Source organism: Spirosoma utsteinense, assembly GCF_014282275.1.
Lineage (GTDB): Bacteria > Bacteroidota > Bacteroidia > Cytophagales > Spirosomataceae > Spirosoma > Spirosoma utsteinense.
The window spans coordinates 112,534-139,446 of the sequence record NZ_VFIA01000001.1 but is presented as its reverse complement, the minus strand read 5'-3'; the positions used below and the strand labels follow the sequence as shown (position 1 = coordinate 139,446).

The 26,913-nt window shown below is 51.8% G+C and carries 16 protein-coding genes and 1 tRNA gene; 9 read left to right on the top strand and 8 right to left on the bottom strand.

Annotated elements, in window-relative coordinates; genetic code table 11:
* Positions 1–54: 54 nt before the first annotated feature.
* On the bottom strand, positions 55–2,646 hold the full coding sequence (locus FH603_RS00510; protein WP_186734947.1) for a glycosyl hydrolase: 2,592 nt from the start codon (positions 2,644–2,646) through the stop codon (positions 55–57).
* Between the two features lie 378 nt (positions 2,647–3,024).
* On the opposite strand from FH603_RS00510, the gene FH603_RS00505 reads away from it, so the two are divergent.
* Together FH603_RS00505 and FH603_RS00500 are read left to right on the top strand one after the other, a co-directional pair.
* Positions 3,025–3,468 (top strand): cold-shock protein, encoded by a 444-nt coding sequence (locus FH603_RS00505; protein ID WP_186734945.1) that lies wholly within the window; start codon positions 3,025–3,027, stop codon positions 3,466–3,468.
* 125 nt (positions 3,469–3,593) lie between these two features.
* On the top strand, positions 3,594–3,782 hold the full coding sequence (locus tag FH603_RS00500) for a hypothetical protein (RefSeq protein ID WP_186734943.1): 189 nt from the start codon (positions 3,594–3,596) through the stop codon (positions 3,780–3,782).
* Positions 3,783–3,882: 100 nt separating this feature from the next.
* Here the strand turns inward: FH603_RS00500 and FH603_RS00495 are convergent, their stop codons facing one another.
* Positions 3,883–5,739 (bottom strand): M61 family metallopeptidase, encoded by a 1,857-nt coding sequence (locus FH603_RS00495; RefSeq protein WP_186734941.1) that lies wholly within the window; start codon positions 5,737–5,739, stop codon positions 3,883–3,885.
* 108 nt (positions 5,740–5,847) lie between these two features.
* On the opposite strand from FH603_RS00495, the gene FH603_RS00490 reads away from it, so the two are divergent.
* The 3 genes from FH603_RS00490 (at position 5,848) to FH603_RS00480 (ending at position 11,860) form a co-directional block, all read left to right on the top strand.
* Entirely contained in the window at positions 5,848–8,919 is a 3,072-nt protein-coding gene (locus FH603_RS00490; protein WP_186734939.1) for a tetratricopeptide repeat protein, read from the top strand.
* A gap of 114 nt (positions 8,920–9,033) precedes the next feature.
* A complete protein-coding gene (locus tag FH603_RS00485) occupies positions 9,034–10,719 on the top strand; it encodes a TonB-dependent receptor (protein ID WP_186734937.1) in 1,686 nt (561 codons plus the stop codon).
* A gap of 25 nt (positions 10,720–10,744) precedes the next feature.
* On the top strand, positions 10,745–11,860 hold the full coding sequence (locus FH603_RS00480; protein WP_186734935.1) for an HU domain-containing protein: 1,116 nt from the start codon (positions 10,745–10,747) through the stop codon (positions 11,858–11,860).
* 164 nt (positions 11,861–12,024) lie between these two features.
* Here FH603_RS00480 and FH603_RS00475 read toward each other — a convergent pair whose 3' ends face one another.
* From FH603_RS00475 to FH603_RS00455, 5 genes are all read right to left on the bottom strand, one after another.
* Positions 12,025–12,888, bottom strand: coding sequence for a sigma-70 family RNA polymerase sigma factor (locus FH603_RS00475; protein ID WP_009282104.1), 864 nt, complete (start codon positions 12,886–12,888; stop codon positions 12,025–12,027).
* A 75-nt stretch (positions 12,889–12,963) separates the two neighbouring features.
* Positions 12,964–15,090 (bottom strand): polyribonucleotide nucleotidyltransferase, encoded by a 2,127-nt coding sequence (locus FH603_RS00470; protein WP_186734933.1) that lies wholly within the window; start codon positions 15,088–15,090, stop codon positions 12,964–12,966.
* A gap of 153 nt (positions 15,091–15,243) precedes the next feature.
* Positions 15,244–15,519 (bottom strand): 30S ribosomal protein S15, encoded by a 276-nt coding sequence (gene rpsO / locus FH603_RS00465; RefSeq protein ID WP_186734931.1) that lies wholly within the window; start codon positions 15,517–15,519, stop codon positions 15,244–15,246.
* 104 nt (positions 15,520–15,623) lie between these two features.
* Positions 15,624–17,135 carry an LptF/LptG family permease gene (locus FH603_RS00460; protein WP_186734929.1) on the bottom strand — a complete coding sequence of 504 codons (1,512 nt, stop codon included), beginning with the start codon at positions 17,133–17,135 and terminating at the stop codon, positions 15,624–15,626.
* A 90-nt stretch (positions 17,136–17,225) separates the two neighbouring features.
* The gene (locus FH603_RS00455) at positions 17,226–17,618 is read right to left on the bottom strand and encodes an START-like domain-containing protein (RefSeq protein WP_186734927.1); all 393 of its coding nucleotides are present in this window, start codon (positions 17,616–17,618) and stop codon (positions 17,226–17,228) included.
* A 111-nt stretch (positions 17,619–17,729) separates the two neighbouring features.
* Between FH603_RS00455 and FH603_RS00450 the strand changes: the two genes are divergently transcribed.
* The 3 genes from FH603_RS00450 (at position 17,730) to FH603_RS00440 (ending at position 24,554) form a co-directional block, all read left to right on the top strand.
* A tRNA-Met gene (locus FH603_RS00450) sits at positions 17,730–17,803 on the top strand.
* Positions 17,804–18,226: 423 nt separating this feature from the next.
* Entirely contained in the window at positions 18,227–21,145 is a 2,919-nt protein-coding gene (locus tag FH603_RS00445) for a sugar-binding domain-containing protein (protein ID WP_186734925.1), read from the top strand.
* A gap of 43 nt (positions 21,146–21,188) precedes the next feature.
* Complete coding sequence (locus FH603_RS00440; protein ID WP_186734923.1) at positions 21,189–24,554, top strand: DUF5107 domain-containing protein; 3,366 nt, start codon at positions 21,189–21,191, stop codon at positions 24,552–24,554.
* Here the strand turns inward: FH603_RS00440 and FH603_RS00435 are convergent.
* On the bottom strand, positions 24,551–25,432 hold the full coding sequence (locus FH603_RS00435; RefSeq protein ID WP_186734921.1) for an AraC family transcriptional regulator: 882 nt from the start codon (positions 25,430–25,432) through the stop codon (positions 24,551–24,553). The two genes, FH603_RS00440 and FH603_RS00435, sit on opposite strands and share 4 nt — an antisense overlap.
* A gap of 102 nt (positions 25,433–25,534) precedes the next feature.
* On the opposite strand from FH603_RS00435, the gene FH603_RS00430 reads away from it, so the two are divergent.
* Positions 25,535–26,875, top strand: coding sequence for a sugar porter family MFS transporter (locus tag FH603_RS00430; RefSeq protein WP_186734919.1), 1,341 nt, complete (start codon positions 25,535–25,537; stop codon positions 26,873–26,875).
* Positions 26,876–26,913: the final 38 nt, after the last annotated feature.

The following is a 26,913-nucleotide window of genomic DNA, read 5'->3' as shown; positions in this document are numbered from 1 at the left end:
AGGACCGGTGGGCCGATTTATAGCTGTCTCACCCGCTCTTACCTGGCTCAGTTGTTAGTTTGCCTCGCTAAGCAGCCGAACAGGCCCCAACAAACCGGAAGGTGCCGGTTTCCATTTGGTGGCATCGAATGGTTTGTATCGAATATCGACGAGGTTGATATCGTAGAACTTCTTCCAATCGGGCAACTGCCCATCCCGCAATCGCATGTAATTGGCCGACAGGTTGACTACCTCGATGGTTAATTTATTCTTGCCATGTTTGAGCAGTGCAACAGGAATGGTCATCTCAAAGGGCAATGACCACGCCAAACCTACTTCCTGCCCATTTAGCCAGACACGAGCGGTTTCCCACACGTCGCCGAGCGACAGCCGGTAGGTTGCCGACGGAGTTGGCGATGCCGACAGGGTAAAGGATGTTTCATAGCGGACGGTTCCGGAGAAATAGCTCGCCGAGTCAGACAGAGTTGTCCAGCTGGTTAACTGTTCCAGCCTGGCAGGCGGCAATCCGGCTGGCTTTCCAGCCAGAAACGACAGTGACCACGGCTCGGTCAGTTCCTCAACCACGGGCTGACCGTAGGGTATTGTCTTCTGCTCACGAACCGACTGTGAGGTTGACGAAGACGTCAGGAAGCACGATTGCCCCGGCAACAGCCGTAACCACAGTTCTGTCCCGCCAATAGCCGTTCGGCGCGTAGGAACTTCCGTTGTCTGGTCAGTAAGCGGATCGTACCGATACCAGTGGGTGTCTCCGGTCGACAGTGATACCCAGCCTGACCCGAACTGATTTGCCAGATTCGCGATAAAATACACCGCCTTGCCTGCTACCCGCTTCCGAATGAATGTCAACCCCTGCGTGGCCAGTTGTTCGGCAGGAACATGAAGTTCTTGTAGTGTCTGTACCACATCTGCGGCTACGTGGATCGTTTCCTGCCGCCCCATTTCCAGGCCCAGCGTCTGGATCAACGCATTTCGATTGACATAGTTAGCAAAGCCGGGTGCCTGCTGCGGCAATGCCTTTTCAAAAACAATAGTCGCCCCCTGTTTCGCCAACGCCTTCAATCGACGTAAGGTCGTCTCGGGCATATACTGACAGGCCGGAATCAGAATAACCCGGTAGCGCCCACCAGGTGCCGTTATCCGACCCGCCGATACCGCAAGCTGATTCAGTTGTTTATCCGACACATAGTCGAATGAGTATCCCCGTTGCCGGAGCGTATCGCACAACTGGCCAAAGGGTAATGGCAACAGCCAGCGGTCAACATGGTGAACCTCCAGTTGATGAACACCGCCCGCCGATTTCGCCCGGGTGGCCCACAAATCGTGAATAGGAAAATAAACCAACACATCATTGTCGGGTTTGCTGGCCTGCAACCGGGTCTGGCAGTGTTCAATATACTGGTTCAGCGCCGGTAGCTCCTTCCAGAAATGAGCGGTGGGTCCGTAATTGGTCGAAGCATAAAACAGCCAGCCGGGCCAGCTCTCGGTGGTGGGTGAATACGTAATTCCGTGGTAAAATATGTGGTTGATACCCGCCGTGAATAACTCATCCATCTGCGGTTTCAACTGCGTGAGCGACACATTGAAATGATTCGCCAGCCACGTTCCCGTTTCGGAACTGACCAGGCGCTTCCCCGTCAGGTTTGCCGCCGAGGAAGCAAACTTCATAGCCAATGGATGAGGTGTACCAAAGTTGTCGACCTCATACCCTTCGTCCACCCGTAAGCCCGGAATGGCAAACCGGCTGCTACCAAACGATTCTGTCTCTGGTATATCGGCCAGCGCATACAGGTCGAGCAGATTCCCGGGCGACCCATGCGCCTGGTTCCGGGTTGCATAGTGCTGGCGGGTAGCCCAGCCGGTCCAGGTTTTGGTAAATCCATCCGCCAGCAGATCGGACAGGGTTTCGTGGTAATCCTGCCGAACCCGGATCGACATGTCGGTCTGATTTGTATCCAGAAAAGCAGGGAGTTGGCTGTCCAGGGCATACCCCCTTCGTTTTCTGAACTCACTGAGAAAGTTACCGGTCCAGTTCGCGCCGAACAATTCGTAGGAGTCGTTATAAACGGCCCTTGGCCGTTCAGGGAGGGTTGCCAGCGTTGAATCGAACCAGCGCAGGTACCGGCCGGTAGCCTGTGCGTCGAAGTAGTTCAGCGCCGGCCCTGCCCCGCCCGGTGCCGGGCGTTTTACCTGTTGATTCGTCAGCGAAGCCGTCAGTTGGCTACCGGTTAGCTGCCATTTCTGAGCGGCCATATAGGGCGTGACGGTGGGGCCCCCAAACGGCCAGCCGGTACCGTTTGTCAGATCGACTCCCAAGCCCAGCCGACTGGCCTCCCGAACCGTGTGGGCAAAGACAGCCAGCCACCGCTTGCTTAAAAACGGGATAGCCTGATTTTCATATCCTTTTACGCCGTAAATGGGTATGATATGAACGCCCCCGATGCCTGCTTCGGCCAGTTGCTCCAGCTGAAGCGTAAGTTCTGTTTCGTTGACGGTACTACCCATCCACCACCAGAATGTCCAGGGGCGGGCTGTATTGACCGGTTTCGCAAGGGATGTGGGTTCTCGGTCAGCCGTTTGAGCAGCGGCTAGCCCAATCGTAAACAGGCCCGCAATCGTGAAGCAGCGAATGAAGCGAAAAATGTGCATGGGGGTTCAACGTGAAGTAACGATGGCCAGTGTTGGTAGCTACACCATAAAGGCATTCAGCGGTGCCTGATACCCGTACTATCCTTGGGGCGGACGCTACCGGCTGGCTACGATAAACTTGCGTTCCTTGCGCAAAGGCATAAACGCACGGGGTTGCGGTGTAGTCGTCTGAATGAAAAAAGCCCGTTCTACAAAAGAAGCAGAAAACTTTTTACAATATATGAGCCATAAACAACTAATTTCAGTTACCAATGGTTCTCTAAATGAAGGACTGTTTTAACTAGATTTTTTACAGCCCTATCGATCTTACCAGGGTATCATTCTCGAATTAAACCCATGACGTTTACCATGGTTCGCCCGCGAGATTAGACACAAACTATGGAATCATTTAGTAAGAAGGAAAAAGAGAAATTAAGACAGAAAAAGAGAAAAGATAAGCAGGAAAAGAAGGAGGACCGGAAAGCAACCGCGCAGAAGGGTCAGCCTCTTGACCAGATGATGGCGTATGTCGACGAGAACGGCAACATCTCCTCTACCCCGCCCGATCCGCGAAGAAAGCGGCAAATTAACGAGGAGGATATCCAGATTGGCGTGGCCAAACAGGATGATGAAGCCCCGCAGGAAGTGACGCGTCAGGGGGTAGTAACCTTCTTTAACGCTTCCAAGGGCTACGGTTTCATCAAAGACCAGCAAAACCAGGCCAGCATTTTCGTGCACATCAACGCACTGACAGAGCCAATCAATGAAATGGACAAGGTAACGTTTGCCATTACCATGACGCCTAAAGGCCCTAACGCCGTCGACGTAAAAAAAATCGTTTAGGGTGATCCGTTCGATCACCTTCTAAACGTGCGTCTTCCCTTTCCCCATTCGTAGGCAGTTGAGCAAATTGCCTACACCCTTTTTTTACCATTCGTATCGTACTGTTTTAACCCACCGTATATAGCATGAGCAAACCTGTTTACACGTCTATTCCGCCTACTACCGACAATGTATACTGGCTACTCAAGTCCTGGGACGGTAAGACCAGTATTTATGTACCCCGCGACAAAGAACTGGATCGTCAATTGAAAATTAAATTTCAGGCCGAAGTAGCCAGTCGGACATCGGTCAAGCGGAGAAGAGATAACCGGTAGTCTGGCATTCTGCCCAGGCATGTTTCAACCCTAAGCAGACAGTTTTATACACAACAGGCCCGGCGAAATCGCCGGGCCTGTTGTGTATAAAACTGTCTGCTTACTTGATAAATAGCCATTTAGCGTAAAGTGATTTTTGCGCTGCTGTCTGGTTGGCTGTGGGCTCCAGCCGGTAACTGACCAGCGGATTTTGGGTTAGCTTAACGGGCAATTCCCGGAGCTGACCCGACCGGTTAACGACGAGTTGCAAAACGTCGCCCACGCGCCGACCGCTAACGAATCGCAGCAGGTCATCGCCCACCCGCAGGCCGTTGACGGAAATTAGTTCATCGCCTACATTCAGCCCATCCGTGTAAGCCGCCGAACCACGCCGAACGCTGGTAACCGTTGACTTTCCGTTAACCACGCTCGTAGTCGCACCCAGGAAGCCATCCTGCGTCTTACCAGCCACATTGACCAGTTGAAGACCGACCGGCTCGAAATACGCATTGTACTGAATAGGATCGGCTGTTGTAAGCGCTGTTGTAAAGAAGTCGTCGAGTTTACGGCCGGCAATCTGTTCTGCTGCACGTCGGAATTCGTCATCGGTAAATCCGCGCTTCTGTTTTTTGTAGTATTCAGCATACAGGTAACGCATCAGGTCGTCCATGCTGCGTTCGCCGTTGCTGCCGGCCAGAATAGACAGGTTGAGTAACGTTCCCAGCACACTTCCCTTGCTATAATAGGAGATTGTCGTATTCGACGAATTTTCATTTGGACGGTATCCCTTGATCCATGCATCCCAACTCGACTCTGTAGCCGACTGAACGCGGTTGCCGGGCTGGTTCTCGATTTGTGTGATGTCGTTGGCTACAATACCAAGGTAAGCCTCCGGCGTGTGGAAACCCGCCCGGCGGAGGATGTTATCTTCGTAAAACGAGGTGCAGCCTTCCGACAGCCATAACATGTGTGTGTAATTCTCATTCTCGTAGTCGAATGGTCCCAACGCAATGGGACGTATACGCTTCACGTTCCAGAGGTGAAAATATTCGTGGGCGACCAGGGTCAAAAATCCCTTGTAGTTCGCTTCGGTACTGTAGGCGTACCGGTTTGTTTCGAGGGTTGTTGAATTCAGGTGTTCAAGCCCTCCACCACCCGGCGGAATGTGATGAACAATAAAGGTGTAGTCTGTACAGGGATGCTCACCTACCACCGTCGCAGCCGCTTCGCAAACGCGTTTGTAGTCGGCCGTCAGCCGTTGCTCATTGTACTCGGCGTCGCCGTACATGGCTACGGTATGGGGCACATTGGAAGCCGTGAAGCTAAACGTTTTGTGGTTACCAATCTCGATAGGCGAATCGACCAGTATATCAAAATCAGCTGCTTCATAGGTGAAGGTGGCTCCAGCAACAGGTTTTAGCCCCGTTGCTACCTGCTTCCAGGCTTTATAAGGCTGCACAACCACCCGGTGTGGATTACCTTTGAGGGCATCAAGGTACATGAATACCCCCGCCGGGGTCACGTAGCCATGATCGATATCCACGAAACTCGTCCGGACAGTGAGTTCATTGGCATACACACGATAGCGAATCGTCAGGTCATTGTCGGCGGAGTAAACGCGCCAGGCATTTTTGCGGATTTTGTCGCTGGCGACGGCTTTGCCACCAGCGGTAGCGGTAAACGCTTCTACATTCTTCGCATACTCCCGAATCAGGTAGGAGCCCGGTGTCCAGACCGGCATTTTAATATCGACGTAACCGTTCTTTTTGGCATTGGTAGCCGCAGCGCTGTTTTTAAGCTGCATCTCCACTTCGAAGTAGTGCGTTTGCGGCTCCGGCATCGAGAGTACGTAGGTGATGCTGGGTATGGGGGCCGGGGGCGTTTCGTCGTCCGTTAGGGGAGTTGCTGCGGACGGGCTATTGGGTGCAAAAAATATCCAGACAGTAAGTAAATACAGGAGCCGGGCGTTTTTTTTCATACGGAAACGGGAATACCTTCGTTTTTTGTCCAGATTTGACGTGAAATTTGCCATTCAAATGGCGAAACTACAATGCATTCCAAGCATTCACAACCGCTGATTTCGTTTATGCCCTATCTTCAACACCAACCAGGTCAGTACCAGTTGCTACCGCTTTTAGCCAACCGGTCACTGTATGTACTGGTCCTTGGGTTGCTTACTGCGCTGGCCGCTTCGGCGCAGCGAACGCAGAGTTACGCTGAACCCGATTACCATTACCGTAATGGCCTTGAACTTTTCGAAAAAGCCAACTATGCCGCTGCCCGCTATGAATTCCGGCAATACCTCGAACCACGCCTGGGCGACGGTCCCCGTACACTGCTCAACACCGCTGACCAGAACGCAGTAGAGGCCGAATACTATGTGGCCCTGACGAGCTTATATGTCGACGAGCCGGGCGCTGAGCTACTGGTCGACCGGTTTGTCAAAAACCATAGCCAGCATCCAAAAGCCGGGCAGTTATATGGCGACCTGGGCACGTATTATTATACCCGTCAGGATTATCCGAAAGCCATCGACTTTCTGGAGAAAGCCGTAGCCCAGGGCGGCAGCAACACCGCTCAGACTGCCTACACCTATCAGCTGGCCTTATCTTATTATAATACACAGGACTTACAAAAGGCATTACCCCTGCTTAACCGGATAAAAACGGATGCCAACTCTCCGGACGCACCGGCGGCTTCGTATTATGCAGGCGTCATTAACTTCCGCAATAAGAATTACAACGAAGCCGTAGCCGATTTCCGGCGGGTAGAATCCAACCCGATCTACCAGAATCAGGTGCCGAACTGGATTGCGCAGGCCTTATACCGGCAGCGTCGGTATGACGAACTGCTAACGTACACGGAACCGCTGCTGCGACGCAACAATGGTGCGGGGCTGAATGAAGTAGCCTTGTTTACGGCCGAGGTATTTTACCAGCAGAATCAGTTTGCGAAAGCGATACCCTACTACAAACAATACATCAACGCCACGGGGACCAAAGCACCGGGCGCTGTAAAGTTCCGTTACGGGCAGTCGCTGTTTCGTACCGGCGCTTACGCTGACGCCATTACTCAGTTGAAGCCTTTGGCAGGCGGAAAGGATACAACGGCTCAGTATGCCGCTTACACCCTTGGTGTCAGCTACCTCCAGACCCAAAACCCGGCCTATGCCCTGACGGCCTTCGATCAGGCAGGACGGCTGTCGTTTAACCGCGACATACAGGAAGAAGCGCTGTTCAACCATGCCAAACTTCAGGTAGACCAGAACAAAGGGGCTGACGCCGTTCGTGAGCTGACCGCATTTTTAAAGCAATATCCCGACAGTAAGTTTGAGAATGAAGCTAACGAACTGGTGGGAGAAGCTTATTTTGCCTCAAACAATTACCCGACAGCCATTGCCTACATCGAAGGGTTAAAACGCCGGACGCCGAAAATCAACGCGACCTACCAGCGGCTGACCTATAATCAGGGTGTAAGTGATTTCAATGCCGAACGCTATCCACAGGCCGTTGCCAATCTGGACAAATCATTGCGGTACCCGGTCGACAACACGCTCCAGCAGGCCGCTCAGTTCTGGAAAGCCGAGTCCTATTCAGCAGGTAAGCAGTATGACACGGCCATCCCGCTCTATGCCAGTATTTCAAAAGGTGGGTCAGGCGAATATGCCACCAAAAGCCTGTATGCGCTTGGCTATTCCTATTATAATAAGAAAGACTACACCCGGGCCCTCCCCTATTTCCGCGACTTTATAGCCCGCGGGGCATCGTCCGATGATCAGGCACAGGTACAGGACGCCACGCTCCGGCTCGCCGATTCTTATTTTGCTGGTAAGCAATATGACAACGCCATGCGTTACTACGATCAGGCAATCGCTCAGAACACACCAGATAAAGATTATGCCTCGTATCAGAAAGCAGTTATTCTGAGTTACGTCGGTCGTGACGCCGAAGCCAAGGCGCAGTTCGATCAGGTACAACGTCAGTATCCGAACTCCCGATTTGTCGATGAGTCGCTGTTCCAGACCGCCAATGTCGATTTTGAGAAAGGCGCTTATCAGGTAGCCATCCGGGGTTTCACGAAATTGATTCAGGATAAACCGAACAGTTCGCTGGTTCCGGCGGCCCTGCTGAAACGAGCCATCGCTTACGGAAACCTTCAGCAGTACGATCCGGCAGTGGCCGACTACAAACGGATCCTGAGTGATTATGGTGATTCCGATCAGGCCAAGAGTGCGTTGCTCGGTATTCAGAATACGCTGAATGATGCCGGGCGACCCGAGGAGTTTTCGCAGGTGCTGGGTCAGTATAAAAAGGGCAATCCTGGCAGCACCGATGTGGAACGCGTTCAGTTCGACAATGCCAAGAATATATATTTCAACGAGAAGTATCCTCAGGCAATTCAGTCATTGCTGGCCTTCATGCAGGAGTACCCAGCCAGCCCCGGCACCAATGAGGCCCGCTATTACCTGGCTGAATCCTACCGGCAAACGAACGACCCTGCTAATGCGCTGCGCTATTACAACCTGATCGTAGCCGACAACCGGTCTGAATTCCTGGTTCGGGCCGCTACCCGGGCCGCTGAACTGGAAACGAAGCAAAAGAATTACCCGCAGGCCGTTCGGAACTACCGGGCTATCTTGAGCAAAGCCGATGGAAAAGCCGAACAGGTAGCCGCTCAACTGGGGCTTATGGATACCTATTTTGTTTACCCAAAGCTCGACTCGGCAGCCATTCTTGCGCGTGAGGTTCTTACCGTAGGCAACGTGGTGGCTGGGGCGCAGAACCGGGCGCAGTTGATGCTTGGTAAAGTGGCCTTCGGCAAAAACGACTACAAAACAGCGCAAACCGAATTTGAGAAGACCATTGCATTAGCGAAGGACGTAAATGGAGCTGAAGCGCAGTACTACCTCGGCGACATCCTGTTCAGGCAAAAAAAGTACAAAGAGTCGGTGGCCTCCCTGTTGAAATTCAATGAACTCTTCGCCGATTTCGAGTACTGGAAAGGGAAAGCGTTTATTCTTGTTTCTGACAATAACGTAGCCCTGGAAGAGTTTGCCCAGGCCAAAGCCGTGCTAAACTCGATTATCGAAAACTCATCTGACGAGACCATCATTGCCGAAGCAAAACAGAAGCTGGCTGGACTGGAATCTAAAAATTAATGATGAACGAAGAGTGATGAAATTGGTAGGTGATGAGTGGTGAATTTATTGGGTTATTTACTCAACTGCTCATCACCCATCGCTCATCACTCTGTAGTTCGTCGTACATCCACTATGATCGTGCGTCCCTTACTTACGCTTACCCTTTTATCGATTTCTACCACGCTCTTCGCCCAGCAGCAGCCTCGCCCTACGCGGCCCGTGAAAGAAGGTGAAGTAGACAATCAGGAAATCACCGTTGAGAAAAGCCGGAAAATCGAGCTTCCTCCGGCCAATCGGCTCTTTAACAAAATACCCTCGGTCAAACCATCGGCTGAGCAACGTAAACTCACCTACGAATTTGAAGATCGTAAACTCACCGTTGGCGATCCGAAGATAAATACGACGGTGCTGTCGCCCGCTACGACCCAGCCTGACGAAACGCCTGCCTACACCAACTACGTAAAGGTTGGCGCTGGTAACTACAGCTCATTTCTCGGGGAAGGCTTCGTGGGCGTCAATGCCCTGTCGAATCTGGCGTTAGAGGGTTCGTTGCGGCATCTGTCGTCGGCCATTGGCCCCGTCGATGGCAAGAACTCGGCCCAGAGCGATACCCGCGCCCGGGTAACGGGCAAATTCCTGACCGATGCGTTCAAATTTCAGGCCGATCTGGGCTTCGACCGAAACGCGTACCGGTTTTATGGCTACAGCCGTGAATATGCCGCCCAGCCAACATTCAACCCCGAATCGATCCGGCAACGGCTGAATACCGTCAATTTCAAGCTCGGTATCGAGAATGCCAACAGCGATAACGCTATCGATTATTCACTCCGGACCGGCATCACCAACCTGCGCGATCTTTACAACGCGTCGGAAACCGATTGGGGTACAAATTTTACAGCGTCGCTCGGTATTACCGACAAGGTGTTCGCCCTGTTGGCAGCCGATGCGTATGTGACACAGCGGACGGATGGCCCACTGGTAGACAATCGTAACCTGTTCCGGGTCAAGCCAACGTTCAAATATGTCTCCCCGGTATTGACAATTACGGCTGGGCTGAACGCGGTCAATGAAACAGACAAACGGGCGGGGGTGAACAGCACAAGAGCCTTCCCGGTAGTCGACATCGATGTTTCACCGGTGGGTAACATCCACTTCTTTGCCGGGGTCGATGGCGATATCAATCGGAACACGCTGCGCTCCTTTTTATCAGAGAACAAGTGGCTTGCTCCTGAAATAACACTGGCCAACACAGTTAAATCGCTGGATCTATACGGGGGCTCGAAGGGCGCACTGGGTGGTGGCTTTTCCTACGAAGGCAAGGTTTCCTATGCCAGCTATCGCAACTTTTCAACCTTCAACAACACCATTCCTGACACGACAAAATTCTTCGTTCTGTACGATGGCGGGACATCCCGCGTGCTGACGATCTCGGCGCAGCTCGCCTACGCGCAAAAAGACAAGTTCCGGTCGGCGATCAAGGCCGATTTCTTCCGGTACAACCTCGACCGGCTGGCCGAAGCCTGGGGCCGTCCGCGGCTGGCCGGTACCTGGACAAACTCCTACATCCTGAACAAAAAGTTGTTCGTCACGGCCGATTTATATTTTTACGAGGGTATAAAAAACAGGAATCTAGTCTCTAATGTCACCTATACCCTGAAGCCAATTTATGACGCCAACATAAAAATTGACTATTTCCTGGGAAAACAGGTATCTGCTTTTGTGTCGTTAAATAATATCTTCGGCCAGAACTACCAGCGTTATTTGTATTATCAACAGCAGGGTCTTAACTTTCTTGGAGGAATCAGTTATTCATTCTGACCATCCTGCTTAAACGCCCTCAACAATGGCTGCCGTTAACGACTACCTCAAAAAATTGCTGTATCAATATGACTGCGTAGTCGTACCGGAACTGGGCGCTTTTCTGACCCATTACCAGCCAGCATCCTTTACGGAATCGAGCGGCTTGTTTTTGCCCCCCCGCAAACGGGTTGCGTTTAACGAAGCTCTTCGTCTCGACGATGGCATTCTCGCTAATTATATCATGCTCCATGAGCCCGTCACCCGCGATGGCGCTCAGCGACATATTAGCTTATTCGTTAACGAACTACGCCGACAGGTTGCGGAATCGGGCCGGTTCGAAATCGATGGCATTGGCACCTTTACCGTTAACGAAGAGGAAAAATTACAGTTTGATCCAAGCCTCCGCCATAACTTTTATGGTGAAGCCTATGGCATGAGTGCTATTTCGGCACAGTCCCTGACGAAACAGGCTATCGAAGCGGTTGTTGTGGAGTCCCCCTCAACTGCGGTCGGACCTGTTCTTACTCAGGACGAAGAAACCTCGCTGATGCCTATGCCCCGCTCGCGTCCATACTGGCGTATAGCAGCGGCTGCCTTACTGGTCGGGTCGTTGGGGTTCATCAGCTATTTTACGGTAGTGAAACCGGGTCAGCCTTTACAAAGTAGTCTGGACCCAGCCATGCTGTTGCGTATACCAGCTGCGCTGTTTGAAAAAGCGGGCCCGGCAAACGAAGTGGTTAAGCCAGTAACAGCCGTTACCAGGCCTGCACCAATAGTACCTGCAAAGGCTGTGCCGGTTGAGAAAACGACTGTACCGGTTACCAATGCACCTGTTCCTGAACTGGCAAAAGCCAATATTCCCGCTGCTGTACCCGTCGTTGTTAAACCGGTTGAGGTAGCTACTGCCCTGAAGACGGCACGTACCACGCCTTACTTTACTGTTATCGCCGGTAGTTTTTCGAGTAAACGCAATGCCCTGCGATTGAAACGCCAGTTACGTAAAGCGGGGTATACGGATGCATTTGTTATCATGCCATCACGGCGTGGTCAGCTATACAAAGTAGCCGCTGCCGGTTCAGACAATCGGGACGAAGCCATTGCTGGTGTTGGTTCAATCAGTAAACTTGCTGGCACAGCAGCCTGGATTTACAAGAATTAGATAAGCAATATCTCGCTCAGCGAAAAGGTCAACCCAAACGGTTGACCTTTTCTGTTTTAAGTACCGGCACTAGAATCCAGATCTTATGTCGTTCAGTAAGTTGTAAACACAAAGAAGGCCCCCACTTTCGCGGGAGCCTTCTCAAGCAGAAACAAACAGGAGCCTTACCCCAAGTACGTCTTCAACGCTTTTGACCGTGAGGTATGGCGCAGCCGACGAATGGCTTTTTCTTTTATCTGCCGAACCCGTTCGCGCGTTAAGTTGAACTTCTCACCAATTTCTTCAAGCGTCATGGCGTGTTCGCCGTTCAGTCCGAAATAAAGGGTGATCACATCGGCCTCGCGCTGGGTCAGCGTCGACAGCGCCCGTTGGACTTCCTTCCGTAGCGAATCGTTGATGAGTCCTGAATCGGGCTTGTCTTCGCCATCGTTTTCAAGTACGTCGAGCAGGCTGTTTTCTTCACCCTGTACGAACGGTGCATCCATCGATACGTGACGTCCCGAAATTTTCAGTGTGTCGACAACTTCGGCGGCTGAAATTTCCAGTACAGCTGCCAGTTCTTCCGGCGACGGCTCACGCTCGAATTTTTGCTCCAGATCAGAAAACGTCTTGGAGATTTTGTTCAGCGAGCCAACGCGGTTCAGCGGCAGACGCACAATACGGGATTGCTCGGCCAAGGCCTGCAAAATCGATTGACGAATCCACCATACAGCATACGAAATAAACTTGAATCCCCGGGTTTCGTCGAAACGCTGCGCGGCTTTGATCAAACCAAGATTTCCTTCATTGATCAAATCGCCCAGTGACAAACCCTGGTTCTGATATTGTTTGGCAACCGACACCACGAAACGCAGGTTAGCTTTCGTCAGGCGTTCCAGTGAGAGTTGGTCGCCCTCGCGTATTTTCTGGGCCAGCGTTACCTCCTCATCGGGGGTAAGCAAGTCTACTTTACCAATTTCCTGCAAGTACTTGTCTAACGACTGGCTCTCGCGGTTGGTAATTTGTTTTGAAATCTTTAGCTGTCTCATGATACATTTCCCCCGGTGGGGTTACTATATAACGCTAACTTAGGACGTTGCATTACACGAAAAAGTAACAATGCCTTAGGCAGTTTTGTTCTCCGGCTTGGGTAGCAGAACCTTGCGCGAAAGCCGATATTTTCCTGTCTTTTTATCCACGTCTACTAACTTAACGGTTATTTCCTCTCCCACCTGTAGTACACCGTCCATCGTTTCCAGACGTTCCCACTTGATCTCGGAAATGTGCAATAGCCCATCTTTGCCAGGCATGAATTCAACGAAGGCCCCGAATGGCTGAATCGTTTTGACTTTACCTACGTAGACTTCGCCTACTTCGGGTACAGCCACGATCCCTTTCACACGCGACACCGCTTTGTCCATGCTTTCTTTGCTGGTAGCGAAAATACTTACCCAGCCAGCATTATCATGTTCATCGATGTTGACTACAGCACCAGAATCTTTCTGGATATCCTGAACGACCTTACCACCGGGTCCGATGACAGCGCCGATCTGGTTCGTCTCAATCTTGATCACTACAGCCCGGGGCGCGTGTGGTTTCAGATCGGAACGAACTTCGTCAATCCCTTTCTTCATCTCCCCAAGAATATGCAACCGACCCGCACGAGCCTGTTCCAATGCCTGAGTCAATACTTCATAAGACAGACCTTCAACCTTCAGGTCCATCTGGCAGGCAACAATGCCTTTCTCGGTACCCGTTACTTTGAAGTCCATATCACCCAGGTGATCTTCATCGCCAAGGATGTCAGACAGAACGGCGTACTTGTCACCATCTGAAATCAGACCCATAGCAATGCCGGCAACTGGCGCTTTGATTTTGATACCGGCATCCATCAGGGCCATCGTACCAGCACAAACCGTTGCCATTGAAGACGAACCGTTCGACTCCAGAATGTCGGACACGATCCGGATGGTATAGGGATTGTCTTCACCCGAAGGCAGCACTTTTTTCAGCGACCGATGGGCCAGGTTACCATGACCCACTTCGCGTCGGCCCACACCCCGGTTCGGTTTCACCTCGCCCGTTGAGAAACCAGGGAAGTTGTAATGAAGCAGGAATTTGCTATAGCCCTGGTACATCGCCTGATCGACGATCTGCTCATCGGTTTTGGTACCGAGCGTAACAGTCGTCAGCGACTGGGTTTCACCCCGCGTGAACAGAGCCGATCCGTGAGGACCAGGCAGGTAACCCGCTTCAGCCGAAATAGGACGGATCTGGTCGAGTGCACGGCCATCTAAACGGGCACGCTCATCGAGTACCAACCGGCGCGACGCTTCCCATTCCAAATCATGGAAATACGTTTTCACCAGGGATACGTTTACGTCTGCTCCTTCGGGGAACGTAGCTAAATATTCCTCACGAACAGCCTTGAATCCTTCTGAACGCCCTTTTTTACTGGGGTTCTGAAGACGGGCTACTTCGTATATTTTATCGTAGCAGTAGGCACGAACGGCCGCACGTAGTTCTTCATCATGCGTTTCGTGACTGTACTGACGCTTTTCGGTCTTGCCAACCTTGGCTTCGAGTTCTTTTTGCGCCTGGCATTGTACTTTGATGGCTTCGTGAGCAACCTTGATGGCTTCCACGACTTCGGCTTCTGAACATTCGCTCATTTCACCTTCCACCATACAAACGTCTTTTTCGGTAGCAGCAACGATCAGGTCGATGGTAGCGCGTTCAAGTTCCGACGTTTTTGGGTTGATTTTATACTGCCCGTCGATTTTGGCAACGCGCACTTCAGATATTGGCCCGTTGAAGGGAATATTCGATACAGCCAGTGCCGACGAAGCGGCCAGTGCTGCCAATGCATCGGGCTCTACTTCCGGATCGGACGAGATGAGCGTGATCATTACCTGCGTATCGGCATGGTAATCGTCGGGGAAAATAGGCCGCAGTGCGCGGTCTACTAGGCGGCTGATCAATATTTCATGATCGCCCAGGCGACCTTCACGCCGTTGGAAGCTACCTGGAATACGACCCGCCGAAGCGAATTTCTCCTGGTAATCGACAGAAAGTGGCAGAAAGTCGATGCCCTCTTTGGCATCTTTACTAGATACAACGGTAGCCAGCAACATAGCGTCGCCTAACCGTACAACCACCGCTCCGTCGGCCTGGCGAGCCAGTTTTCCGGTTTCGATGGTGATTTCCCGCCCGTCAGGCAGCGCAACGGATTGCGTGGTAATTTCAAACATACATCAATTTTTAGATACGCCCTCGTACAGCTTTAAAACAGCATTTTATCCTCTCTTCCACCGCTTTCACCGCAGCAATTACCGTTTCAGTAAGGAAACAACAAAAAGGAGGGAATCTACTGATTGGCAGATTCCCTTCTTATAATTAATCGACTATTTCCGTAGACCAAGCGCGGCAAGAATCGCGCGATATCGCATGATATCAGTTTTGTAGAGGTAGTTCAGCAGACGCCGACGCTTACCCACTAACTTCAACAAACCCAGTTGCGTGCCGTAGTCGTGCTTGTGAACTTTCAGGTGGGCAGTCAGGTGACTGATCCGGTAAGTAAACAGCGCGATCTGGGATTCGGCCGACCCGGTGTCAGTTGCACTTTTGGCAAAACCCGAGGTGGAGAATATCTCCTGCTTTTTTTCGGTCGTTAGATACATCTTCAGACAGCTAATTATAATTGAAAAAATGAATTTGGGTGCAAAGATAGCAAAAAAGCTGATATTCTTGACGAAAAAGGTAACTGAATAGTCAGCCTTGACCCCTACGCCGGGCTGCCGGCCGAAGCGCGTTTACTCCGGTAGGCGATCCATCTCCGTCTTAGTTTCTCCCACGCTATTATATATACGTCTTTATCGAACAGACGCGAATCGTGACGGGCACGCTGCATAAGAAAGAGGCCAACAGGGAACAACACAATATTGGCCAGCCACGCGCCCAACGGCACCCATAGCAAGCCATCTTTAGCATACTTGTCGCCTGCAATGGTCAGGATATACAGAAAGATAAAAAACACAATGGCGATCAGAACCGGTAATCCAAATCCGCCCTTCTTGATAATTGCTCCCATAGATGCCCCGATCAGAAACATAACGAAGATAGCAATGGCCTGAGTGAACTTATGGTGGGTTTCCAACTGGTACTTCCACACGTTTTTCTCCTTCTCGGTCAGATAGGATACGTTGGAGCTGGCATAGGAAAGAATGGTTTGTGCCTGGGTCAATGCCGACTGGGTCAAATCAGGCCGGTTCAGTTCCTGCTTTTTCAAGAGCGTGTCTACCCATTTCCCGTCTTTTATTTTCTTCTGAGGGACAGCCACATCGGCCTTGAACTGATAGCTGTAGTACTGCCTTGATGTACTGGCTATATTCAGACTGGTCGATTTGTAATCGTTCCGCAGGGAGTCGGTCAGCGTCGACAGTTCATTCAGATTTTTCATGTACTCGTGGTACTCAAACTGGTTCTCGTCGGTGCGTTTAATACCGAACGACTCCAGACTAATTACCAGACGGTAATCTTTAAACCCGTTTCGCATGAACTGTGAGCCTTTTCGCTGGGATGCGGTGCTGGCATAGCTTACACTATTGTTATCGGCGTACTCCTGATAATCGTTTCCATTGAAAAGCTCGAAAACAAGATAACTGCGGTCTTTGCTGGTATACATACGCCCGGAATCAGCGAGGATAATTTCGCGGTTTCCCGTTTCGACACCACTCATCGGGTGCTTGTAAATAACCAGTCCCTTGAGCAGATCGCCGGTTGTGCTTCCTTCAGCCGCTTTTACCTTCGTATCGACTTTGATACTATACCCTGGCAGGTCACTGTAAAAAATACCTTCTTTCAGGTTCAGTGTAGCTTTAGCCGTTTTTATGTCATAAAGCAGACTATATCCCTTCAGGTTTGCCCAGGGGGATACGCTGTTGTTAAACCAAAAGGAGAAGGCACTGATAAATACCGCAACGATCAGCAGCGGGCGCATGGCACGGGTAAGGGAAATGCCGGCACTTTTGAGCGCGGTCAGTTCAAAAAACTCGCCGAGGTTACCAAACGTCATCAGCGACGACAGTAGCACGGCCAGCGGCAGTGCCGTTGGGATGGTAAGTAGAGCGAAGTAAAAAAGAAGCCGGCCAAAGGTAGCAATATCGAGGTCCTTTGAAACGAACTCATCAATGTAGAACATCAGCAGCCTCATCAGGAAGATAAAGATGACGACGCCAAGCGTAAGAAAGAACGGCCCCCAAAATGAGCCGAGTACTAATTTATCAATCTTCTTCATGGATGAACAAAGCAACGGGCGTTCCCGACAGTATAATCGGCTTACTTAATAACGAGCCATTGGTCAGTATCCACTAGTCATTATACTTTTTTAACTTCCAACGATCTCCTTCAGCTTATCCATTAAACCGTCCCATAAGTCTTTGAGTTCGTCTTCGTCATTGGTGGAGGAGTAGTCGGTGACCCGCAGATAAGTAGACTGCGTAAGCTCTGACTGGTCGACGCGGAACTCGACGTAATTATTGTCAGCTCCGTTTTCTGCTGTATCTAAAAACTCAAACCGAACGCCTTTATTCTGCCTCAGCGATACCTGCCGGGCAATGTGACTTTCGTTGTCCCATTGGAAATCGAACCGCTGCTCAGGCATGGTATTGACTTTACTGGCAAACCATTGCGATAAACCAGAAGCAGTACTGATATACGGGAAAAGCATTTTGGGAGATGCCCGAAGTTCGTATTCGGCAACAAATTTCAATTTCTCCATAGTGTTTATGATGGCAAGGGGACCTTGGCAAAGGTAAACGAAAATTTTTGCGAATGTCAACGCACTTCTTTGCGTTAGCACAAATTTTACCTACTTTTGTGGCATCAAAACGGCGGGGTAGCTCAGATGGTTAGAGCGTAGGATTCATAACCCTAAGGTCGGCAGTTCGATCCTGCTCCCCGCTACTTATATCACGTCTAAATAACTGTTCACCAGTCATTTAGACGTTTTTTTATGCCCCTACTCATAGGCATTCGGAAACGAATGTGAGGGCCTGAAAGTCGGCCGCTGCCAGCTGCACCTCTTCTTTAAAACGGCTCGCTTCCCTTAAAAACTCATCCAATTACCATCCTGCCGTTAGCCTGATTCGCTCTTGGTTTGCACGCGACGAACAGGTTGCTTCCCATTCATTGCAATCGGTCATCACCGTAGATTCTGCTCACTCTCAGTCCTTGGCAATCAATTGGTCTTAGCTGATCGAAGAAAGAGTAGTTAACCGGATGATAATCTCGTGATGATAACCATAAAATCGTCCATCTTTTCCCCAATTAACACTATGGTTTATCCTGGAATGAACTAGGTTATTTGTAGAAAAAACGAGCAAACCCATGAAGCAGGCAACGGTGTTGATCTGGATTAAAACACAGCTGAACTGGTTTATAGTACCCCTTCTGTTTAGTTATATCTGGCTTGGCAGCCCAATTCAATCCTTCAGTCAGCACCGGCTTTCGTTAGCGGGGGACTGGCAGCTTCGATTAGACCGGGACGACAAAGGCATACGTGAACACTGGTGGCTGTTTCCCTTTCCCGATCGGGTAAAACTGCCTGGCTCCCTGACAGAGAACGGCAAGGGGGATAAGGTTACCCTGCAAACGCCCTGGGTCGGTGATATCGTCGACAGCACGTATTTCGTCGAGGCCAAATACGGAAAATACCGGGAAGGTGACATCAAAATACCTTTCTGGCTTAAACCCCTCCACTACTTTGCCGGACCCGCCTGGTACAAGCGGCAAATTGACCTGCCAGACAACTGGACCAACCAGCGGATTACGCTGAACCTGGAGCGATGCCACTGGGAGACGATGGTCTACGTGAACGGCCAGTTCTGTGGCACGCGCAACAGCCTGGTCGCTCCCCATCAGTTCGACGTGACGCCCTATCTCAAGCCCGGTCGAAACACCCTTGTCGTGCGGGTCGATAACCGCGTCAAAACCCACCTGGGACCCAATTCGCATAGTATCAGTGACCATACGCAAACCAACTGGAACGGGCTGGTGGGTGATTTATCGCTCCTGAGCAGCTCCAAAACGTATATAGACAACGTTCAGCTGTTTCCGAACCTGGCTGCCAAAGCCGTTTCCGTTCGTTTTTCGTTGAACCAGCCCCGTCGCCAAACATTTAAGGGAACGGTTCGCCTACAGGCCAGGAGCCTTCAGGCGGACGCGAAGCCCTTGCCGGCAGTTGAGTTACCAGTCAGTTCATCAACCGAAGCGTCGTCCCTAACCACATCTTACCAGCTAGCGAATCCTCTGCTTTGGGATGAGTTTACACCTAATTTATATAGCCTGGCTGTTCAGTTAATCGATGAGCAGGGGAAGCCGCTTTCGGAGCAGGACGTGACATTTGGTATGCGCGAGATCAGTACGCAGGGTACACGGTTCACCATGAACGGACGGCCTATTTTTCTGCGGGGCGATGTTGAATGTGCTACCTTTCCCCTGACCGGTTATCCACCTACGACGGAGCCATACTGGGAAAAAATCATGAAAACTGCCCAGCAATACGGTCTGAATCACCTTCGATTCCACTCCTGGTGTCCACCCGAGGCCGCTTTCCGCGTGGCCGATCGGCTTGGCCTCTACCTGTACGTCGAAAGTCCGCTCTGGGCGAATCAGAGCAGCGCCGTTGGTACGGGCGGTGTTGTCGATGCGTTCATTTATCAGGAGTCAGAAGAGATTCTCAAAACATACGGAAATCATCCATCATTTTGTATGATGTCGTACGGGAATGAACCCGGTGGTGCTGGCCAGAACGACTTTCTGGGGCGGTGGGTCGATCACTTCAAACACAAGGATTCACGCCGACTATACACCAGTGGCGCAGGCTGGCCGATCTTACCCGAAAACCAGTTCAATATCGACTCCAAGGCGCGGGTTCAGCAATGGGGCGAAGGCGTAAACAGCATCATCAATAAAGGAATCCCACGAACCAGCTACGATTGGCGGGAAACGACCCAGGCCTTGACGGTACCATATGTAAGTCATGAGATCGGGCAATGGTGCGCTTACCCTAACTTCAAAGAAATAAAGAAATACACGGGTGTTGTGAAAGCAACCAACTTCGAAATTTTCAACGAGACGCTCAACGAAGCGGGCATGGGCGATCAGGCAGAGGCTTTTTTGAACGCATCGGGTCGGCTACAAACCCTCTGCTACAAAGCGGATATTGAAGCGGCCCTGCGAACACCCGGCTTTGGCGGGTTTCAGCTGCTGGGCCTGCACGATTTCCCGGGTCAGGGTACGGCCCTGGTCGGCGCGCTGGACGTGTTCTGGGAATCGAAAGGATATACGACGCCGGAAGAATACCGAACCTTTACCAACGCAACCGTGCTGCTGGCGCGGATGGACAAGCTCATCTACGAAAATACCGAAACGCTGCGGGCAGCTCTGGAGATTGCTCATTTCGGTGCCAGCGAGCTGCACGATCAGACGATTGGCTGGCAGGTAGTGGATACGAACGGGAAAGTATACCAGTCCGGCAGTCTGAAGAAGGAGCATGTGACATTCGACAATGGGCAGCCGGTCGGTATGGTTCAGGTGCCGCTGTCTTCGTTCAAAAAGCCAACAATGCTCACCCTGAAGGTATCCCTGAAAGGAACGCGGATTACCAATTCCTGGAACCTGTGGGTGTATCCCGCAGGCCTTGATGCCGATGCTGCAACGGGTAAAGTAGTCGTAGCGCAACGCCTTACCCCCGACGTGATAAAGCAGTTACAACAGGGGGCCAACGTGCTGCTGCTCCCGTTTGGACGCGTCAAACCCGGCAAAGGCGCTGAAGTGGCCATTGGTTTTTCGAGCGTATTCTGGAACACGTCGTGGACAAAAAATCAGGCACCACATACCCTCGGCCTGCTGTGCGATCCGGCCCATCCGTTGTTTGCCACCTTCCCCACCGAGGCCAGCAGTAACTACCAGTGGCAGGATATTGTCAGCCATTCACAGGTCGTTCTTTTAACCGATTTCCCCAAACAGCTCCGCCCCCTGATACAGCCCATTGATAACTGGTTTGAAAACCGGCGGCTGTCGCTGGCTTTCGAAGGCAAAGTGGGTAAAGGAAAGCTGATGGTCTGTAGCGTCGATCTGGAATCTGACCTGGCCCGGCGCCCATCGGCCCGCCAGCTGAAGTATAGTCTGCTCCGTTACATGAACAGTGCCCGCTTTAATCCGACCTTAGCGTTAGACCCCCAACAGGTAAGCGCCCTGTTCAACGAGGAATTATCCTCATCGTTACCGGGCCAGAAAAACTAGAAACGTATCCGACACGCTTGTCAATCCGTACCAGGAACATATCATGAAGGAACAGGCAGTAACCGTTTGGGAAGAGCAGGTGATCCTACCGACTTACGGCGTCGGTTCACCCGAAAAGAACCCGATGTTTCTTGAGAAACGGGTGTATCAGGGCAGCAGCGGGGTCGTTTACCCGCATGCCGTGATCGAGACAATCAGCGATCATAAAGAGGATCGTGCCTATCAGGCCGTATTCATCGAAAATGACTATCTGAAGATCATGATCCTCCCGCAGTTGGGGGGGCGCATTCAGATGGCCTACGATAAAATCAAAGACCGGCATTTCATTTACTACAACCAGGTCATCAAACCGGCCCTGGTTGGGTTGACAGGCCCCTGGATCTCCGGCGGTATTGAGTTCAACTGGCCCCAGCATCACCGGCCCAGCACTTTCGAACCGGTCGACTACACCACCGAATCCCACGCCGACGGCTCTAAAACGGTGTGGGTAAGTGAAGTAGAACGGATGTTTCGAACCAAAGGTATGGCCGGTTTCAGGCTGTACCCTGACAAAGCGTACTTCGAAATAAATGGCGTTTTATACAACCGCACTTCCCTTCCGCAAACATTTTTGTGGTGGGCCAACCCAGCGGTGAAAGTAAATGAGCACTATCAATCTATTTTCCCTCCCGACATATACGCAGTCTTCGACCATGGCAAACGCGACGTATCGGCCTTCCCCATCGCTACCGGCACCTACTACAAAGTCGACTACGCGCCCGGAACGGATATCTCCTGGTATAAAAACATACCCGTACCCACGTCTTACATGGCCATTTCGTCCACCTACGATTTCATGGGCGGCTATGAACACGACACCCGGGCTGGATTACTTCATGTGGCCGATCATCACGTGTCGCCGGGCAAAAAACAATGGACCTGGGGCAATGGTGAATTTGGGTATGCCTGGGACCGCAACCTGACCGACGAAGATGGACCCTACATCGAATTGATGACCGGCGTTTTCACCGATAATCAACCCGACTTTTCGTGGATCATGCCGAACGAAGAACGTCGGTTCGTCCAGTATTTCATGCCCTTCAGCGAAATAGGTATCGTTAAAAACGCCACCAAAGAAGCTGCGGTCAATCTGGAACTTTCGGATGGCAACATTTACGTTGGGGTTTACGTCACTACAGCTTATCCTAATGTAAGTATTCAGCTTACCCTGGCGGACAAACTTATTTTCGACCAGCGGGTGAACATAACTCCTGCTACGCCTTTTCAACATACAGTTGTGCAGGCCGTTACGGACCCTACCCGGCTGCGGTTATCGGTTAAAACCGCCGACGGTCTCGAACTGGTTGCCTATCAGCCAGCCACAGCCACTGCGCAGCCGATTCCGGAACCGGCGCAGGCGGCCAAAGAGCCAGCAGCCGTCGAGTCCAACGAGCAGCTGTATCTGACCGGGTTACATATTGAGCAGTACCGCCATGCTACCTATGTGGCAACCGCCTATTACGAGGAAGCCCTGCGTCGCGATCCACGCGACAGCCGTTGCGCCAATGCGTTAGGGTTATGGTATTACAGACGGGGACAGTTTGCCAAAGCCGAGCCCTATTTCCGGCAGGCCACGGGCACGCTGACCCAACGTAATCCGAACCCGTACGATGGGGAAGCTCACTACAACCTGGGCTTGTGTCTGAGCCAGCAAACCCGCTTCGATGAGGCATTCGATTCATTTTACAAGGCGACCTGGAATGCTGCCTGGCAGGATACGGGTTTTCTGGAATTAGCGCGGATCAGCACCCGACGCAAGAACTTCACACAGGCGCTGGAACTGATCGACCGGTCGCTGGTCCGGAACTGGCACGGGCACTCGGCACGGCACTTAAAAACTGTGCTGCTCCGGAAACTGGGTCGACTATCTGAAGCGCTACAGCTTATTGACGACACACTGGCTATTGACCCGCTTCAGGTTGGCTGTTTATTCGAAAAGCAGTTCATCGAGCAGGACACCCAGCCAGAGGCTGCTCAGCAAACCGCCCGGCACCGGACCCGGCTGATGCGGCATTCCGTTCATAATTACCTTGAATATGCCCTGGATTACAGTCAGGCGGGTTTGTATGACGAAGCCGTCCGTGTTCTGCTGGACTGGCAACAGTCGGCAACGACGGCTTACCCCCTGGTCTATTACTTTCTGGCGTTCTTCGACGCGCAACGGGGGACGCCTGAATTGGGTGGGGGTTGGCTTCAAAAAGCAACCACCGCCAGCCCCGACTTCGTCTTCCCCAATCGCCTGGAGGAGTTAGCGGTATTGCAGTGGGCGTTGACACATACTCCCGCTGGCCAGTCCTTTAACCATGCTACTACCTGGTACTTCCTCGGCAATTTCTGGTATGCCAACCGGCAGTATACCGAGGCTATCGACGCCTGGGAGCGGTCGGCTCAGCTAAACGATACCTTCCCGACTGTTTTTCGGAACCTGGCGCTGGCTTATTACAACAAGCAGCAGCAGCCCCAAAAAGCCCGCCAAGCCCTCGAACGGGCGTTTGCGCTCGACACGCACGATGCGCGGGTGCTTATGGAACTGGATCAGCTATACAAAAAGCTGAACCAGCCCCATCGGGAGCGGCTGAACCGGCTGGAGCAGTATGTATCCGCCACAGAGCAGCGCGACGATCTATACCTCGAACGCCTGACGCTCTATAATCAGCTCGGCGATTATGAAACGGCCCGGGCACTCCTGTCTACCCGCCAATTCCACCCCTGGGAAGGGGGCGAAGGCAAGGTGGTCACCCAATACCTGATCTGCCATATCGAACTGGCAAAGCAGGCCCTGCTCGATGGGCACTACCCCGAAGCGCTCACCTTGCTGACTGCCGCCGAAACGTATCCGGTTACGCTGGGGGAAGGTAAGTTATACGGCGTTCAGGAAAACGACATACTTTACCTGAAAGGGCTAGCCCTTGAAGCCATGGGGCAAACGCAGACCGCTCACACTTACTATGAGAAGGCAACAGTTGGCCTGAATACGCCGGTGCAGGCGGTTTTCTACAATGACCAGCAGCCGGACAAGGTTTTCTACCAGGGCCTGGCCTGGAAAAAACTGGGTCAGCAGCAACGGGCAGAAACGCTGTTCACCCGCCTGATCCAGTTTGGCGAAACACACCTGAACGATGCCGTCGAAATCGACTACTTCGCCGTATCGCTTCCCGATATGCTCGTTTTCGATACAGACCTCGATACCCGTAATCGTATCCATTGTTACTACCTCATGGGCCTGGGGTACCTGGGGCTGGGCAATGGAAACAGCCACAAAGCCGAAACCTATTTCGACAATATCCTACAGCTGGATAGCAGTCATCAGGGGGCCGCTCTGCACCGCAGGATGATCGGTTTCTTAAGTATGCACGAAGTAACGGGTTAGCCTTTGCGAAGCTTCCGGAAGTCGCGGGGAGAGACCCCCATCATGTTGGTGAAGACCCGGCTGAAGTGGTACGGGTCGCTGTAGCCAATCTGATAAGCCACTTCTTTGATCCGAAGTTGTGTGTTTTCGAGTTGGCGGCAGGCCTCCTGAATCTTCAGGAACGTGAAAAAGTTAATGGGCGCACTTTGAACTTTCGACCGGAAAACAGCGGAATAATGCGACGCCGACATACCCGCTACCTGAGCCAGTTCATCCAGATCGAGCGGGCGGCTCAGGTTGGCTTTCATGAACGCGATCGACCGGCTGATGGGGTCGGCGGTGGGCTGGATAACCGGGTTTGGGTTATAAACGGCATTGTTGAACGTGGCCAGAAAACGAGCCAGACTCGTATTGGCATACACTATATTATCCATGTTGAACGACATCTCGACGTGAGAAAAAATATCATCGAAAAGAAGAAAACGTTCGTTCTGGGGGGATACGGTAACCGGCGATGGGTCGGCCTCCTGCTGGAGAAAACGCAGAAAATGGTGGGCGCGCGAACCGGCGAAGTGCAGCCAGTAAATTGTCCATGGGTTTTGGGCGTCGGTGCCGTAGCGATGCGCTGAGTCGGCGGGCAGGATAAAGGCCTGATTAGGCTTCACCCGGTATTTTTTGTCGTTCAGGTAATACCAGCCTTCCCCCTGAACGCAATAAATCAGGATGTGTTGCGGGCATCCTTTACGGCGCTCACGGTCGTGAAAGGCAGCTTTCGGGTAATACCCGATATTGGTGATGTACAATGATTCGCATAAGGGATGAGCGGTAATCTGTTTTTTCAGCTCAGCTGGCAGCACGTAGCTGCGCTGGCCTGCGAAGCCCTCCTTCTTCCTGTACATACCGTAATTTTATCTAGTTTTTTCCTGAAAAGAGCTATGTAAAGCTACTATACCATCCTCTATTTTTACTAAAAATTGTAAGAATATTATAAAGTTTCAGGCATGAGTAAATCAGGGGTAAATACGGGGTATATTTTCGGTATCGCGTTCATTTCAGCGATGGGTGGGTATCTGTTCGGTTTCGACTTTGCCGTTATCTCCGGGGCGCTTCCGTTCCTGCGAACCGTTTTCGGTTTGAATGCCTGGTGGGAAGGATTTCTGACCGGTTCGCTGGCCCTGGGCTGTATGGCAGGATGCCTGCTGGCGGGAAATATGGCCGACCGCTATGGCCGACGACCTGGCCTTATGGTTGCCGCGCTCATATTCGCGATTTCCTCCCTGGGCTTAGCCTTTTCTACGAATCTATCGATGTTCATTGCCATGCGTTTCGCGGCTGGTATCGGTGTAGGCATGGCTTCTACCCTAAGCCCGCTGTACATTGCCGAGATCTCACCGGCCAACGTACGGGGCAGAAACGTCTCTATCAATCAATTGACAATAGTCGTTGGTATCCTGATTACCAACCTGATAAACTATACCCTGGCCGACAATGGCCCCGATGCCTGGCGGTGGATGTTCGGCCTCGGGGTCGTACCCTCCATCGCCTTTTTCGTCGGTGTTATCTGGCTTCCCGAGAGCCCCCGGTGGCTCGTCCAAAGCGGACGGGTTAGCGAAGGGGAAGCCATCTTACTGCGCATTGGCGGGCAGGACTTTGTTACCAGCACGGTCAGAGCGGTGCAGCAATCCATGACCCAGACAGAGAAATCATCTTACGCCACACTGCTGGAAAAGAGCGTACGTCCAGCGGTGATGGTGGGTATCGGCCTGGCGGTACTGCAACAGCTTTGCGGCATCAACGTCGTATTTAATTATACGTCTACGATTTTCGAAACGACGGGGGCTAACCTGGACCGGCAACTATTTGAAACAGTGGCTATCGGTGTCGTTAACCTGGTCTTTACGCTCGTGGCGATGTGGCAGGTGGACCGACTGGGACGAAAACCGCTCATGCTGATTGGTACTTTAAGCCTGTCATTTCTGTACATCATAATTGCCCTGCTACTCAAAAACGAAGCGTCCTCCGGCCTTCTCTCCATCTTCGTGCTGCTGGCTATCAGCGTATACGCAACCTCGCTGGCACCTATTACCTGGGTACTGATTTCGGAGATTTTCCCCAATCGGGTCCGGGGTGTTGCGTCGTCGGTTGCTATCCTGGCGCTCTGGGGGTCTTATTTCATACTGGTGTTCACCTTTCCCGTTCTGGCTGAGCAACTTGGCACCTATGGCCCGTTCTGGCTTTACTCGGCCATTTGCCTGCTTGGCTTCTGGTTCGTTTACCGTCACGTACGCGAAACAAAGGGCAAAACGCTGGAAGAACTGGAAGGCACATTTCTGGCGCACTAGTTCATAATATTATCCATCTAAATCGATATTCTCTCTAT

Coding starts and splice junctions, on each gene's coding strand:
- FH603_RS00510 (WP_186734947.1), bottom strand. CDS start 2,646: ATGCACATTTTTCGCTTCATTCGCTGCTTCACGATTGCGGGCCTGTTT.
- FH603_RS00505 (WP_186734945.1), top strand. CDS start 3,025: ATGGAATCATTTAGTAAGAAGGAAAAAGAGAAATTAAGACAGAAAAAG.
- FH603_RS00500 (WP_186734943.1), top strand. CDS start 3,594: ATGAGCAAACCTGTTTACACGTCTATTCCGCCTACTACCGACAATGTA.
- FH603_RS00495 (WP_186734941.1), bottom strand. CDS start 5,739: ATGAAAAAAAACGCCCGGCTCCTGTATTTACTTACTGTCTGGATATTT.
- FH603_RS00490 (WP_186734939.1), top strand. CDS start 5,848: ATGCCCTATCTTCAACACCAACCAGGTCAGTACCAGTTGCTACCGCTT.
- FH603_RS00485 (WP_186734937.1), top strand. CDS start 9,034: ATGATCGTGCGTCCCTTACTTACGCTTACCCTTTTATCGATTTCTACC.
- FH603_RS00480 (WP_186734935.1), top strand. CDS start 10,745: ATGGCTGCCGTTAACGACTACCTCAAAAAATTGCTGTATCAATATGAC.
- FH603_RS00475 (WP_009282104.1), bottom strand. CDS start 12,888: ATGAGACAGCTAAAGATTTCAAAACAAATTACCAACCGCGAGAGCCAG.
- FH603_RS00470 (WP_186734933.1), bottom strand. CDS start 15,090: ATGTTTGAAATTACCACGCAATCCGTTGCGCTGCCTGACGGGCGGGAA.
- rpsO (WP_186734931.1), bottom strand. CDS start 15,519: ATGTATCTAACGACCGAAAAAAAGCAGGAGATATTCTCCACCTCGGGT.
- FH603_RS00460 (WP_186734929.1), bottom strand. CDS start 17,135: ATGAAGAAGATTGATAAATTAGTACTCGGCTCATTTTGGGGGCCGTTC.
- FH603_RS00455 (WP_186734927.1), bottom strand. CDS start 17,618: ATGGAGAAATTGAAATTTGTTGCCGAATACGAACTTCGGGCATCTCCC.
- FH603_RS00445 (WP_186734925.1), top strand. CDS start 18,227: ATGAAGCAGGCAACGGTGTTGATCTGGATTAAAACACAGCTGAACTGG.
- FH603_RS00440 (WP_186734923.1), top strand. CDS start 21,189: ATGAAGGAACAGGCAGTAACCGTTTGGGAAGAGCAGGTGATCCTACCG.
- FH603_RS00435 (WP_186734921.1), bottom strand. CDS start 25,432: ATGTACAGGAAGAAGGAGGGCTTCGCAGGCCAGCGCAGCTACGTGCTG.
- FH603_RS00430 (WP_186734919.1), top strand. CDS start 25,535: ATGAGTAAATCAGGGGTAAATACGGGGTATATTTTCGGTATCGCGTTC.